The sequence below is a fragment of the Caenispirillum salinarum genome, assembly GCF_044803115.1.
GTDB lineage: Bacteria > Pseudomonadota > Alphaproteobacteria > Rhodospirillales > Rhodospirillaceae > Caenispirillum > Caenispirillum salinarum_A.
Window position 1 is genome coordinate 178,340 of the sequence record NZ_CP085224.1, and the last position, 14,174, is coordinate 192,513.

General features: G+C 67.7%; 13 protein-coding genes. 8 read left to right on the top strand and 5 right to left on the bottom strand.

The window, feature by feature from the left end:
• Window positions 1–3: 3 nt before the first annotated feature.
• Complete coding sequence (locus LG334_RS00825) at window positions 4–2,172, bottom strand: anthranilate synthase component I (RefSeq protein WP_404382381.1); 2,169 nt, start codon at window positions 2,170–2,172, stop codon at window positions 4–6.
• Between the two features lie 302 nt (window positions 2,173–2,474).
• Here LG334_RS00825 and dapB point away from each other — a divergent pair, with 302 nt between their 5' ends.
• On the top strand, window positions 2,475–3,281 hold the full coding sequence (dapB, locus tag LG334_RS00830; protein WP_404382383.1) for a 4-hydroxy-tetrahydrodipicolinate reductase: 807 nt from the start codon (window positions 2,475–2,477) through the stop codon (window positions 3,279–3,281).
• Window positions 3,282–3,284: 3 nt separating this feature from the next.
• Here the strand turns inward: dapB and LG334_RS00835 are convergent, their stop codons facing one another.
• The 3 genes from LG334_RS00835 to htpX all read right to left on the bottom strand — a co-directional run bounded on the left by LG334_RS00835 (window position 3,285) and on the right by htpX (window position 6,072).
• Window positions 3,285–3,542 carry a hypothetical protein gene (locus tag LG334_RS00835; RefSeq protein WP_404382385.1) on the bottom strand — a complete coding sequence of 86 codons (258 nt, stop codon included), beginning with the start codon at window positions 3,540–3,542 and terminating at the stop codon, window positions 3,285–3,287.
• 185 nt (window positions 3,543–3,727) lie between these two features.
• Window positions 3,728–5,080 (bottom strand): RsmB/NOP family class I SAM-dependent RNA methyltransferase, encoded by a 1,353-nt coding sequence (locus tag LG334_RS00840; protein ID WP_404382387.1) that lies wholly within the window; start codon window positions 5,078–5,080, stop codon window positions 3,728–3,730.
• Window positions 5,081–5,184: 104 nt separating this feature from the next.
• Entirely contained in the window at window positions 5,185–6,072 is an 888-nt protein-coding gene (gene htpX / locus LG334_RS00845) for a zinc metalloprotease HtpX (protein WP_404382389.1), read from the bottom strand.
• A gap of 105 nt (window positions 6,073–6,177) precedes the next feature.
• Here htpX and LG334_RS00850 point away from each other — a divergent pair, with 105 nt between their 5' ends.
• From LG334_RS00850 to LG334_RS00880, 7 genes are all read left to right on the top strand, one after another.
• Window positions 6,178–6,411: a succinate dehydrogenase assembly factor 4 gene (locus tag LG334_RS00850; RefSeq protein ID WP_404382391.1), complete on the top strand. Its 234-nt coding sequence runs from the start codon at window positions 6,178–6,180 to the stop codon at window positions 6,409–6,411.
• Between the two features lie 153 nt (window positions 6,412–6,564).
• Window positions 6,565–7,017, top strand: coding sequence for a thermonuclease family protein (locus tag LG334_RS00855; RefSeq protein ID WP_404382393.1), 453 nt, complete (start codon window positions 6,565–6,567; stop codon window positions 7,015–7,017).
• Between the two features lie 209 nt (window positions 7,018–7,226).
• Window positions 7,227–8,612 (top strand): hypothetical protein, encoded by a 1,386-nt coding sequence (locus LG334_RS00860; RefSeq protein WP_404382395.1) that lies wholly within the window; start codon window positions 7,227–7,229, stop codon window positions 8,610–8,612.
• A 107-nt stretch (window positions 8,613–8,719) separates the two neighbouring features.
• Window positions 8,720–9,235: a YeeE/YedE thiosulfate transporter family protein gene (locus LG334_RS00865; RefSeq protein WP_404382397.1), complete on the top strand. Its 516-nt coding sequence runs from the start codon at window positions 8,720–8,722 to the stop codon at window positions 9,233–9,235.
• A gap of 12 nt (window positions 9,236–9,247) precedes the next feature.
• Complete coding sequence (locus tag LG334_RS00870) at window positions 9,248–9,865, top strand: YeeE/YedE thiosulfate transporter family protein (protein ID WP_404382399.1); 618 nt, start codon at window positions 9,248–9,250, stop codon at window positions 9,863–9,865.
• 506 nt (window positions 9,866–10,371) lie between these two features.
• Window positions 10,372–11,820 (top strand): sensor histidine kinase, encoded by a 1,449-nt coding sequence (locus LG334_RS00875; protein ID WP_404382401.1) that lies wholly within the window; start codon window positions 10,372–10,374, stop codon window positions 11,818–11,820.
• A complete protein-coding gene (locus tag LG334_RS00880) occupies window positions 11,817–12,191 on the top strand; it encodes a response regulator (RefSeq protein ID WP_404382403.1) in 375 nt (124 codons plus the stop codon). Before LG334_RS00875 ends, LG334_RS00880 begins: the two co-directional genes overlap by 4 nt.
• A 217-nt stretch (window positions 12,192–12,408) precedes the next feature.
• Here LG334_RS00880 and LG334_RS00885 read toward each other — a convergent pair whose 3' ends face one another.
• Entirely contained in the window at window positions 12,409–14,112 is a 1,704-nt protein-coding gene (locus LG334_RS00885; RefSeq protein ID WP_404382405.1) for a hypothetical protein, read from the bottom strand.
• Window positions 14,113–14,174 lie beyond the last annotated feature (62 nt).

The window sequence follows — 14,174 nt, forward strand, 5'->3', positions numbered from 1 at the left end:
GCCCTACGCGGCTTCCCGGCGCCCCTTTTCCAGCGCCCGGAACAGGTTGGCGATCATGGCCGCCCCGGCGCCGCCCCGGCCGGTCAGCAGGCTTTCGGGGTGAAACTGCAAGGCGCAGACCGGCAGGGTGCGGTGCCGCACCGCCATGACGATGCCGTCGTCGCTGCGCGCCGTGGCCTCCAGCGCCTCGGGCAGCGCCGCGGCGTACAGGGAATGGTACCGCCCCACGGTCACCGTCTCCGGCAGCCCCGCGAACAGCGGATCGCCGGCCTTCAGCCGCACGGTCGAGGGCTTGCCGTGCACGGGCGTCGGCAGTTGCCCGAGGGTGCCGCCGAAATGCTCCACGATGCCCTGCAGGCCCAGGCAGACGCCGAACACCGGCAGCCCGCGCGCCAGGGCCGCCGACAGCGTCCCCGACACATCGAAGTCCGCCGGCCGCCCCGGCCCTGGCGACAGCACCACCAGGTCGGGCGCGATGTCGTCGAGCAGCGCCGGGTCGAAGCCCGCGCGGTGCGTGACGGCCTCCGCCCCCGCCGCCCGCAGATAGCCCGCCAGCGTGTGGACGAAGCTGTCCTCGTGGTCGACCAGCAGCACGCGCACGCCGGCCCCCGGCGTCGCGGGCGCGATGGGCGGCGCGGCGGCGGCCGTGTCGTCGCGGTCCAGCACGTCGAGAAGCGCGCTCGCCTTGAGCACCGTTTCCGCCTCTTCCGCCGCCGGATCGCTGTCGAACAACAGCGTGGCGCCGGCGCGCACCTCGGCCACGCCATCCTTGAGCCGGATGGTGCGCAGCGTCAGGCCGGTGTTCATGTCGCCGTTGAAGCCGACCATGCCGACCGCGCCGCCGTACCAGGCGCGCGGGCTCTGCTCCACGGTCTCGATATGGGCCATGGCCGCCCGCTTGGGCGCGCCGGTGACGGTGACCGCCCAGCAGTGGGTCAGGAAGGCGTCCAGGGCGTCATAGCCGGGGCGCAGGCGGCCCTCCACATGGTCGACGGTGTGGATGAGGCGCGAGTACATCTCGACCTGCCGCCGCCCGATAATGCGGATGCTGGCGGGGTCGCAGACGCGCGCCTTGTCGTTGCGGTCGACGTCGGTGCACATGGTCAGCTCCGCCTCGTCCTTGGCGGAGTTGAGCAGGGTGCGGACATTCTCGGCATCCTCCAGCGCATCGGCGCCGCGCTTGATGGTGCCCGAGATGGGGCAGGTCTCCACCCGGCCGCCGGTGACGCGCACGTACATCTCGGGACTCGCCCCCACCAGGTGTTCGCCGCCGCCCAGGTTCATGAGAAAGCCGTAAGGCGCCGGATTGCGCCGCTTGAGCCGGTGGAACAGCACCGACGGCGCCGTGGCGGCCGGACGGCGGAAGACGCGGCCGGGGACGCATTCGAACATCTCTCCACGCGCAAACCGCGGTATCGCATCCGAAACGATCCCGGCGTAGATGCCCTTTGCCATGTCGTCCTCCACGGCGCGGTCGGGCGCGGCGACGAAGGGATCGTCGGCCACCGCGCGCGGCAGGCCGTCGGTCGCCGTACCGTCGGCGGCGGTAAAATCGTAGTCGACGCGGATCGCCCGCCGCGCCGCGTGGTCCACCCAGATCACCGAATCGGGCAGGTAGAGCACCATGTCGCGGTGATCGGCCGGGCGCGGCAGGCGGTGGGGGATGCGCTCGAAGGCCAGCGCGATGTCATAGCCAAACGCGCCGTAGAGGCCGAGCAGCGGGTCGTCGGGGCTGCCGAGCAGATCCGTCAGCGCCCGAACGGCCGAAAAGGCCGAGGGCTGGCGGCTGCGCTCCTCCTCGGCAAAGCGCTCCGGCGGCGCGGCGGCGGTGGCCGTGACGCAGTCGCCGTCGGCCGCCGCGCGCCCGAGCTGGGCGTGGGCGTCGAAGGCGGCGGCCACCGCCGGCAGCAGCACGCGGCCCCGGTCGTTCAGGGCGCGCACGCCAACCTCCCGTCCCCGCGCCGTCAGCACCAGCGGCGGGTCGCGGAAACCCAGGTCGAAGCGGCTGTAGCGGCCGGGGAACTCGTAGGACGACGCCAGCAGAACCCCCGGCCGGCGGTCCAGGGCCTCGGCGAGCGGTTCGGTGGCGCCGGCATAGGGCAGCGGCGTCACGGCGCGGCGCACGGCGATGCCGCCGGCGGTGCGGTAGGGGGTGGGCGAAGGCTCGGTCATGGCTCGGCGTCTCTCTCAGTGGTCGAAAATCTCGATCCGGGGAGAGACGGCCCAGGCAGGGCCCGCGTGATGCTTCGGAAAAAGAAACAGCCGCCTCGTCCCCGAGGCGGCGTGTCGTGCTTGCGCGCGAGTGGTGGGCCGCCCCGTCAGTCGGGGCGCCACCAACGGCCCGTGCATCGGGCGGTATGGGTCGCGTGCGTGCTCATGCCGCAAACAGTGCGCGGCATCGCGGCGGGTGTCAAGCACGCGCCGCTGTTGCTATAACGCTGGCACCACGGGCAACACGACTACGGAGACAGGCCATGAAGATCGGGATCGTCGGCTGCGCCGGCCGCATGGGGCAGATGCTGGTGCGCGAGGTGCTGAAGACCGACGGCGCAGAGCTTGCCGGCGGCACCGAGCCCGAAGGCAGCCCCGCCATCGGTCGCGACCTGGGCGCGCTGGTCGGCGCCGACGACGCCGGCGTCACCGTCACCGATGATCCCAAGGCCCTGTTCCAGGCCGCTGACGCGGTGATCGATTTCACCCGGCCCGAGCCCACCATGCGCCACGCCGACCTCGCCGCCGAAACCGGCACGGCGCTCATCATCGGCACCACCGGCCTGTCGGCCGAGCAGGAGGCCGAGATCGGGCGGCTGGGCGAGAAGACCCCCATCGTGCTCGCGCCCAACATGAGCGTGGGCGTCAACCTGCTGTTCGCCCTGACCCAGAAGGTCGCCGCCACGCTGGGGATTGATTACGATGTCGAAATCGTCGAGATGCACCATCGCCACAAGGTGGACGCGCCCTCGGGCACGGCGCTCGGCCTGGGCCGCGCGGCGGCGGCCGGGCGCGGCGTGGCGCTGGACGAGGCGGCGGTATGGGCGCGCGAAGGCCACACCGGGCCGCGCAAGGCCGGCGACATCGGCTTCGCCACCCTGCGGGGCGGCGATGTGGTGGGCGATCACACGGTGGTCTTCGCCGCCGACGGCGAGCGGGTGGAGCTGACCCACAAGGCCAGCGACCGCGCCGTCTTCGCCAAGGGCGCGGTGCGCGCCGCCCTGTGGTGCGACGGCCGCGCCCCCGGCAAGTATTCCATGTTCGACGTCCTCGGCCTGTCCGTGGACTGAGCCTCAGGCCCACCAGGCGTCGACGTCTTCGACGGTTCCGGTGACCGAAACGGAGGTGTCGGCGCCCGGCGTCTCCAGCGAGGCGGTCAGCGCGAACCCGCTGCTGCCGGCGCCGTGGTTTTCACCGCCGCGCACGTCGAAGTATACGCTCCAGCCGTCGCCGTCGGCATCGTCATCCGCCCGAGCGGGCGGCGGCGTGTCGAATTCGACCTTTCCGCCAAAGTCGTCAAGAAGAGATTTCAAGAATCCGTCTTTGAGCATTTATCCCGACTCCCTGCTGCGGCGGTATCGCGGAACAAGGACTTAACGGTATTTCAGTATGACTTCGGCAGCAATGCCCCACAAGGCGAAGCTACGGCGCACGTCCGCATCCGTGCGTCAACCCATGCGGCAACGCCCGCTACCTTGGTCGGGGATGATCGTACGTCCAATGAGCGGCCCCGGCGTCAGGTCCGCCTCAGGCGGGCGGCGAAAAAGCCGTCCATGCCGCCGACCTCGGCCAAGTGGAACGGCAGGGTGCGAAGGTATCCCTCGGCGGTGACGCAGTCCGCCAGGCCGCCGATCTCCTCCGGCCGGACGGGATCGACCGTCAGCCCGACCGCCGCCGCCAGGCGCGGCGCCCCTTCCTCGGGCTGCAGGGAGCAGACGCAGTACACCACGGTGCCGTCAGGCTTCACCATCTCCGCCGACGCCGCCAGCAGCGCGTCCTGAAGCGCCGTCAGCGCCTCGGCGTCGGCGGCCTTCTTGAGGCGCAGGGCCTCCGGGTGGCGGCGGATCGTTCCGGTGGCGGTACAGGGCGCGTCCAGCAGCACGGCGTCCACGGGTGTATCCGGCCGCCAGACGGTGGCGTCGGCCTCCACGACCGTCACCCGCTCGGCCAGCCCGAGGCGCGCCATGTTGTCATGCAGGCGCGCCAGGCGGGCGCCCGAGCGGTCGACGGCGATTACATGCGCCCCGGCGGCGGCCAACTGGGCGGTCTTGCCGCCGGGTGCGGCGCACAGGTCGACCACGGTTTTCCCCACCACGTCGCCCAGCAGGCGGGCCGGCAAGGCGGCGGCGGCGTCCTGGACCCACCAGGCGCCGTCCCCGTAGCCGGGCAGGCTTGCGACCATGCCGGGGCCGCGCCGGCGCAGCGAGCCGGTGGGCAGCACCTCCGCCTCCAGCCGCTCCGCCCAGCCCGCCGCGTCGGCCTTGACGGTGATGTCGAGCGGCGGCTCATGCAGGTGGGCCTCGGCGATGCGCCGGGCGCCGGCGTCGCCGTAGGCCTCCAGCCACGTCTGCCACAGCCAGCGAGGCGTGTTCAGCCGCACGTCCTGGTCCGCCAGCACCGCCGCGCCATCGCGCGCGAGCCGCCGGGTGACGGCGTTCACCAGCCCCGTCAGGCCGGGAGCGTTGAGGAATTTCGTCAGTTCCACCGAGGTGTCGACGGCGGCATGCGCCGGCGTCTCCAGCACCAGGATCTGCGCCGCCGCCAGCCGCAGGACGTGTTTCACCGCACCATGCCGGCGGGCGATGGGCCGTTGCAGGAAGGCCTTCAGCACGCCGTCGATCTGGCCCAGGCGCCGCAGCGTCGTCGTCACCAGCAGGCGCACGAAGGCCCGGTCGCGGGGCTCCAGCAGGCGGGTTTCCGTCTCGAAGGGCTCATCCAGCGCCCGGCCGTCGTCGAGCACCGCCTGAAGCAGGCGCACGGCGGCATGGCGCGAGGCCAGGACGGGATCGCGCGGCGGGCGCGGCGGCTTGGCGGCACCCTTGCGGGCGTGGGCGGACGCGGGGTCGGAAGGTTGGCGGCGGTCGGTCATGCAGGCTCTTTACGCCGAACGGGCCGGTGCCACAAGGACAACCGGGGGACAACCGGGGGACAACCGGCCCGCCGGTTCGTTGCGAAAGGGAAACAGCGTGCGTGTCAGCCCCAGGGACCGGTGGCGGCGAGCGTTCCCAGGCCGTCGGTGCCGGCCATCCGGCGCAGGCGGGCGATGCGGTTGGCGGTCCTGGGGTGGGTGGAGAACAGGCTGTCCACGGCGTGGGCGTGCAGCGGGTTGACGATGAACAGATGCGCCGTGCCGGGGTTGTTCTCGGCCCGCACGTTGTCGATGGCGCGCGTGCCGGTCTCCAGCTTTTCCAGCGCCCCGGCCAGCCACAGGGGCTGGCCGCAGATCTCCGCCCCGGCGGCATCGGCGGCGTACTCGTTGGACCGGCTGACGCCCATCTGCACGATCATGGCCGCCAGCGGCGCCAGGATGGACATGAGCAGAAGCCCGACGAACCCAAGCGGGTTGCCCTCCTCGTCGTTGGACGTGGCGCCGAAGAACAGGGCGAAGTTGGCCAGCATGCCGATGGAGCCGGCCAGCGTCGCCGTTATGGTGCCGGTCAGGATGTCGCGGTGCTTCACGTGCGCCAGCTCGTGCGCCATGACGCCCGCCAGTTCCTCGGCGTTCAGCAGGCGCAGAAGCCCCGTGGTGGCCGCGACGGCTGCATTCTGCGGGTTGCGGCCGGTGGCGAAGGCGTTGGGCTGGGCGCTGTCGATCACGTAGACGCGCGGCATGGGCAGTTCCGCCCGGTGGGCCAGGCGCTCGACGATGCCGTAAAGCTGCGGTGCGGTGTGGGCGTCAACCTCCCGCGCGTTGTACATGCGCAGGATCATACGGTCCGAATTCCAGTAGGCGAAGGCGTTCATGCCGGCCGCGACCATCAGGGCGACGGCCATGCCCGCGGTGCCGCCGATCAGCCAGCCGACGACCAGGAACAGGGCCGTCATGGCGGCGAGCAGAAGACCGACGCGAAGGGTGTTCATGGGACTCTCCCATCGCTATATCCGATACCATGAATAGTGTGCGGCACGCCGCCGATCAAGAGGCATGCCGCAGTGCAGCAACCCGTCAGAACCAAGGATTCCGCCATGTCCGAGAAGGACCAAAAGATCGATCCCGCCACCGCCGAGGAAGCCGGCGCTGCCCCCGCCGACCAGGCCGAGACGGCCGCCGAGGCCCGCGAGACAGATGCATCGGGAGTGCGGAAGGTCAACCTTCGCGACATGCCGCCGTCGCAGAAGGACGAGGTCGGCGGCCCGCGCGGTCCCGAGCCCACCCGCTATGGGGATTGGGAGCGCAAAGGCCGGGTCTCCGACTTCTGACCGTCGGGCGGGCAGGCTTCGTTGTCTGGTCGTAACGGTGTATTGGGCGGTATGTTCTTGTAATGTTCCCGTCAATCGGCTACACTTTTGACTCCCTATAAGATTGTACTCGCGATAAACTCTCTTAAAGAGAGTATTCGGGAGCCAGGAGCCATGGTGAGTCGCAAGACCCTTCTCCGCCTTGTTCTGTCCGCCGCAGTGGCCGCCGGTCCCGCCGCCGCCGTCCGGGCCGATGCTCTGCCCGGGCCCATAGAGGCCCGCGTCGTCGACGTCATCGACGGCGACTCGCTGCGCGTGAAGGCGCGCATCTGGTTGTCGCAGGACGTGGAAACCATCGTGCGGCTGGCGGGCATCGACGCCCCTGAGTTGCGCGGGCGCTGCGACGAGGAAAAGCAGCGCGCCCAGGCCGCCCGCGCGGCCCTGGAAGACGTCATCGAAACCGTGGGCGGCGTGGTCATGCTGACGGGCATTGAACAGGACAAGTTCGGCGGCCGGGTGCTCGCCCGCGTCGCAGACGCCAGCGGCCGCGACCTCGCCCGCGTCCTCACCGATGCCGGCCTTGCCCGCCCCTATGACGGCGGGCGCCGCGACTCCTGGTGCGAGTGACACGGGCGGCAGGCGGGGACGCCGCCGCCGCCCGCCCGCGCCCGTCGTCGGCGGAACGGACGGACCGGCACCCGCGGACGGGGCCCTTGTCCTATGATGGCAATCGCTTGAACCAATTCAACTTTGTGGCATAGTTCCATCGTAGGGGGTATGCGTGCCGCCACCTGATCGGGTCGGCGCGCCATTCCGGTGACGGGGGACATATGGCCTTGTTCGACAATTTCCGCCGCCTGATGGGCGGTGGACGCACTTCCGCACAGCCGGCCGCGCCCAAGCGAACTGTTGCCGCGGGACCCGTGCGCGTGCTGATCGCGCCCGTGACCGGCGACGAGACCGGCAGCCTGCAGCAACACCTGCATCAGGCTTTGGCCGGACGCACCAGCCTGACCGTCGACCTGCACACCCGTGCGGTCGCCTCGGGCACCGAGCTTCCGGCACGCATCGCATCCGCTGCCCAGGCCGGCCGCAACGCCCTGGACAAGGCCGGCGCGGAAGTCCTGCTGTGGAGCGAGATCGGGCGCGGCGTCCTGCGCATCCGGTTCGTCACCCTGCCCGCCCCCATGGAATTCGGCTCCGGCGCGCCGCTGCCGACCGAACACCTGGACCTGCCGGCCGACCTCACCGACGAACAGGCGGACGTGCTGGAGATGCTGGTGCTGGCCGCCGCCCGCCCCGCCGACGACGACATCCGCAAGGCGCGCGCCGACAGTTTCCGCGCCTCCATCACCGCCGGCATGCGCGTGCTGGCCCGCAACGGCCTGCCGCAAAGCTGCATGCCCGCCGGGCAGGCGTGGCTCGGCAACCTGGCCCTGCACCCGACCTTGCGCAACAGCATGTCCGACGTGGAGCAGGCCGTGCAGCGCTACCGGGGGGCGCTCGGCCGCGGGGCCGAGGTTCTGGGCGAGCCCATGGTCGCCGGCATCCGCTGCCACCTTTCGGCCGCGCTTGCCGCCCTTGCCGCCGAGGGCCGCGACAGCGCCGGCATGGAGGAAGCCGCCACCATGGCGCAGGCGGCGTCCGCCGTCATCACGCGGGAAACCATGCCCGAGGAATATGCCGCCATCCAGGCGCTGCTCGGCTGGATCTACCAGCGGCGCGGCCAGATCGACAACCGCACGACCCACCTGCGCGAGGCCGTGCAGGCCTACCAGCTGGCCTGCTCGGTCTGGACCAAGGCCAGCCACCCCGCGAAATGGGCGGAGATGCAGGTGAGCGTCGGACGCCTGCTGACCACCCTGGGCGAGTTCACGCACACGGGCGAATTCCTCGACCAGGCCGTCGGCGTGTTCCAGGGCGTCGCGAAGGTCTACGGCCGGGCCAAGGCGCCCGTCTTCTGGGGCAACCTGCAGAACAACATCGGCGCGGCGCTGTTCGCCAAGTCCAAGCGCACCAACAGCCCCGCCGACCTGAATGCCGCCGCCGCCGCCTACCGCGAGGCCGTTGCCGTGTTCGAGGAACACAAGATCGCCCGTAACGCCCAGGTGGCGAAAAAGAATCTGCACCGGGTGGAGCGCCTGGTGCAGATGCGCGCCGGTGACGCGGGCGGCGCCGAGGGCGCCAAGGCCAAGGCCAAGCCCGTCAAGGCAGACGGCTGACGTCCCGCCGCCCATCGGGCATCCGGTCCTCCCTCTGAACGCCTTGCGTATCCGACCGTCCTAATATTAGACTTTGCGGATAAATAGGACGTTCTCGGGAGGATGCGATGCTGTCGCTCACCGACAAGGCCTGGTCGCCCTACGCCGCCGGCGTGGTGATCGGCCTCCTCCAGATTCCCGCCTTCCTGCTGGCCGACACGGCGCTGGGCGCCTCGTCCAGCTTCGTGTCCGTCGCCGGCTACATGGCGTCGGTGTTCGATCCGGCGGTGCGGGAAATGGACTACTTCGCCAAGTACATGACCTCGACCAAGTACGCATGGCAGAGCGCGCTGGTCGTCGGAATCGCACTGGGCGCCCTGCTGTCCACCCGTCTGGCCAAGACCCGCCGGCCGCGCATGTCGCCGCTGTGGCGGGCTGCCCTGCCCGTGTCGGGCTTCGGTGGCCGGGCGGCCATGGCCTTCGCCGGCGGGTTCGTCATGCTGTTCGGCGCCCGCATGGCCGGCGGCTGCACCAGCGGCCACGGCATCTCCGGCATCGGGCAGTTGGCCGTCGGATCGATCCTGACCATTGCCGCCATGTTCGCCGGCGGCATCGCCGTCGCCATGATGTACCGCAAGGTCTAGGGAGGCTCCGCCATGACGGTTCTCTGGCTCGTCATCCTGGGCCTCGCCATGGGCCTGGTCTTCGGCATCGCGCTGGAAAAGGGCCGCGTCTTCGAGCCCGGCGTGATGATCGGGCAGTTCCAGCTGCGCAGTTGGATCATGCTCAAGATGTTCCTCACCGCCATCGCCACCGGCCTGGTGGTGCTGGCCGTGCTTAACGGCAGCGGCCTGGCGCCGCTGCACCCCAAGGGCACGGAATACCTCAACAACCTGATCGGCGGCCTGATCTTCGGGGCCGGCATCGCCATCGCGGGCGCCTGCCCCGGCACGGTGCTGGCCCAGATCGGCGCCGGATACAAGGACAGCTGGTTCATCCTGGCCGGTGCCATCTTTGGCGCCATGGCCTACGGCTATGCCGAACCGGCGCTGGGTCCGGCGCTTTCGGGCGGGCCCGGCAAGCTCACCATCGCGGAAATGACCGGCCTGCCCTATTGGGCGCTGGCCCTCATTCTCGCGGTCGTCATCGCCGGCGGGCTGGTCTTCCTGGAACGCTGGCGTCCGTGGCGCGACGACCTGGGCACCGACCATACGGGTGTTCCCACGGGGTCGTCCGCGCATCACCCGTCGGGGCTCGCGCATCCGGCGGAGTGATCACCACTCCCAACCCAACCTCCGGTCGACTGCGGCCCGGCACCTGGTGGAGCCATTCCGGATTGTTGTTGGTTGATGCGCGTGGCAACAAGTTGGCGCGGCGGGCCCCATCGCTATACGTGTATTGCTGAATCAAAAAGAACCGTCTAGTCTCGGCCCATAGGTGAAATGAGAAGCCCTCTGGAGCGTCAGAAACGCACCAGAGGGCTCTGTTTTTTGCCTGTTTCGGCGCTTCTCCATAAGACCCGCGGCGCCTCTGTCGGAGTATTTCCAAACTACCTTATCGGGAGCTTCTGGCTCATCGCTGAGCTAAACCAGCGCAAAAAGATGCTACACCTATTATGAGGTGTTGCCAGCTAACTTTCTGACGGCCCTTCAGAGCCCTTACGAACGCCAGCGACAGTGTATCCGAAACCGCCTGAACCTGAGGCGACCGGGAGCGTAGTGTTATTCAGCAGGAAATGTGTTCAGCGGCCTTGGGGCCACTTCGGGGAGAGGAGCAGGACTTGGCGGACGATGACAATCAGGTCGGCGGCGGCTGGTGGCGCGGAGCGGTTTTTGAGGCCGCACCCCATAGGTATCTGGTCCTCGACCCGGACTTCATCATCGTCGACGTCAACCAGCGCTACCTCGACCTCACCCGGACTCGACGCGAGGATCTCGTCGGCGTCTGGATGTTCGACGCCTTTCCGGACAATCCCGAAGATCCGACGGCCGATGGCGTGCGCAACCTCCGCCTTTCGCTCGAAACCGCGTTCGCCACGCGCCGTCCGCACGAGATGGCGGTGCAGAAATATGACATCCCGCTTCGCGACGGCCTCGAAGGTGGCTTCGAGGAGCGCTACTGGAAGCCGCTCAACACGCCGGTGGTACGCGAGGGCGAGGTCGTCGCCCTGATCCATCACGTCGTCGACGTGACGGAGGAGGTCATTTTCCGGCGCGACCAGGCGATCCGTCTCCGCTCTGCCCAGCAGCTCGACGACCTCGCCTTCTGGGAATACGACCCACGAACCGGCACGATCTACCTGTCGCGCGCCTTCTCGCGAATGCTGGGCTTTACCGAACGTGAGGGCACGGCCAGCGCCGAGAACTGCTTCGCGCGCATCCACGCCGACGACCAGGCCGCCGTGCGCGCCGCCTTCGACGATGTGATGGATGCACCCGAGCACACCGCAGTGTCCTTCATCCACCGCCTCCTGCTGCCCGATGGGACGACGCGCTGGCTCTCCTCGCAGGGAGAACTTGTGCGCGATCATCGTGAGGCCCTGCCGCGCTTCGTGGTCGTGAGCATCGACGTCAGCGAGTCGAAGCGGCGGGAGGAGGCGTTGGCTGCGGCGCTGGACGAGCGGGACCGTCTGCTCGCACAGAAGGAGGCGCTCCTGGCCGAAGTTAACCATCGCATTAAAAACAGCCTCCAACTCGTAGCGAGCATCCTTAACATCGACGCCCGCCGCGCCGGCGAGGGACGCGAACGCCTGAAGCAGGCGGCGGCGCGGGTGGAGGCGGTGACCTCTGTGCACGAAATGCTCTACCGCTCGAACGAAGTGGCGACCGTTGCGTTCGGGAAATATCTACGCGAACTCTGCGCCAACCTCAGTGGGGGCGACGCCTCCGGGATGGGTGTCGTCCTCGCATGCGAGGCGGCGGATGTCCAGTTGCCTGCGGACAAGGCGATCCCGCTCGCGCTGATCGTGAATGAGTTGGTGTCGAATGCGCTGAAGCACGCGTTTACCGACCTGGAGAGCGGGCGCATTGATGTGATCGCCCGGTCGGAGGAAGACGCGCTGGTTCTGGAGGTGGTCGACGACGGAGCCGGCAAGCGTCCAGGCGCCGAACCGAGTCTCGGCACGCGCATTGTTCAGGGGCTGGTCGGCCAACTCGGCGCCTCGGTCGAAACTGAGGACGCCGCGCCAGGCCACCGCGTTCTCATCCGGACGCCGATGGAAGAACGATGAGGCTGCGCGTCCTGATCGTCGAGGATGAGTTCTTCATCGCGACGGATCTTCAAGATCAGGTGGAGGAGCTGGGGTGTCGCGTCACCGGCACGGCGCACAACCTTGAAAGCTGCAAGCGCGTGGCGCGCGCTGAGCGGCCGGACATCGCCCTGATGGATTTGCGCCTCGCGCGCGGCTCGTCCGGAATCGACGCCTCGCAGTGGCTTCGCGACGAACTGGGTGTTCGCTGCATCTTTATCAGCGGAAACCTGGATGGTGCCACTCGCGAAAGGCTCTCGGCGGTGGAGCCGATCGCCTTCATCGGTAAACCCATCATTCCGCACCAGCTCAGGCGGGCACTCGTCACATACTGCAAAGCCCTTGCTGGATGAAGCGCCCGAAGGTCGCACTGCCCTTGCGCATCGCCTGCGAACCCGTCGCAGGTCATTGCTTCAGCGGCCAGGGCGGCCGAGGCATGGGCTGCTTAGAGCGCGATTATAGTACGTCAACCAAAAGAGGCCGGCTCGCAATCTCCGTACAAATAACAACAAGTATTACAACGGCACAATTGAACGGCCAGACACAGAAGCGGGGCGCGCTTCCAGACGTTCAGAGCTTCGCCTCCCAATCGCTTCCAAGAATTGTCTCCACGCGAACCGGCGCTTTTGCGATCCCTAGTCGTTGAGCCGGGGTCCTTTTTTCGCCATCACTTTCAAAGAAGTAGTATTTCGCCCCGGCGCGCGGCCGAGGCTCAACCCAGTTGTAGTATACGCGCATGATATCGAGCACCATGTGCATATACGCGGGATTGTACGCATGATGCCGGTACCACTGTGAAGTCCGGCCGGGTGCACTTACGCCACGACCAGCGTACATTGCCCGCTCACGAAGTAGGCTGAAGAAACTGTCAATCCCATGGAGCGATGGGCGGTCAAGGATCTCGACGAACATTTCGTCGTTCTTGTCCAGGCCGTAGTCTTCGTCTGAAAAATCGGGCATATGCACGATACCTACACTCTTCAGGGGCTCGTACTTCGTGCTAACAGGAAGCTGATAGAAGGGGAACGTATTGTTCTTAACTTTGAATTCCGTGGCGTTCATATAAACGAACAGCCGGCGGCTCATGGCGCTTTTCGACAACCCCAGCTTATCCCTGAACGCCTTGTATGCCTTGCCCGACATTGCCGATGCGGCCGTTCGCTGATCGTTGGTCATTTCCTTCGCGATCTTCACCACCGAGAGGCTGGCTCGCCGCGCCTTGAACCGCTGCGCAAGCATGGTCAGCGCCGCCGCTCGGCTTGAGCCATCGTCGTCGATGAACAGCATCAGGAAGGCCTTGTCGGGCAGTATGCGGTCCAGGTAGGCGTAATGACCGAAGGCAGTGTAGGTCTTGTCGACGAGAGCGCCTTTCGTCGGCGGCCCGAACTCGGCTGCGTTGAAGCGTTGGAGGTTCATCGTGTCGATGATCTGGCGGACGGCCTCAAGCGCTCTCATTGTCGCCGCGCTCTCGCTCATGAGCTTGAGTATCGCGACACGGGCCTTCTCGCTGCGCTCTGCGGTCTTTCGGTGACCCTCAGGACTGATCGAGCCGCTTGACGCGTCACCACCGTCGCCGGCCTTCTTGCGACGCTTCTCCGCTTTTCTCTCTTCCTTCTCGGCCTTCTCATATTCGGCATCGATCGCGGCTTGGTGGGCGGCCTCCGCTGTCGTCAGAAACTCGGGAAGGCGGAACCGGTTTATGCGCCAGTGCGCCGGATGCTTGTTCAGGTCCCCTGCCTCAAGGTCGGCCTTGAACCTGTCCCAGGGCTCGATCGAAGGGTCATAGGCGAGATCCAAGGCGAAAACGAACCCGGACAGGTTGTCGGCGGAGCCGATGGCAGTAAGCTGGGTAGTGCGTCGGTCGTCCTTCGTCGGCCAATTGACGATGTAGTCCTGGAAGTCGGTCGCAATCGAGAAGTGCCTGGTCCGAAGCGTCTTGAGGGCCTCGATCCGGTGCGCCTCAAAGGCAAGCATCCGGCGATGAATGAACTTGAGCCGATCGTAGAACAGCCTCGGGGTGATCCCTGGCTTTTTCCGGGTGATGGCCTGGACCGAGGACCCGTTCACGACTTCGGCCAGGATGAAGGGATTAACGTACTTCTTCTGCTGGTATGTCTTGACAACGCCCCGGCTAAACGTCGTCCCACACGCGCGGCACTGACACCGTTCCCGGCGGCTCTTCCCGCTGGCGTGTCCGAAACCGTTGTAGAGATCGGGAAATTCAGAGACCCGCGCACCGAAGTTCTCGCACCAGCGCTTAGTGCATGCCGCCACGCTAAGTATTCCCGTTTTGTTCTTAGCGCGATTTATTTCTTCCAGAACGCCGCCATTGCTGT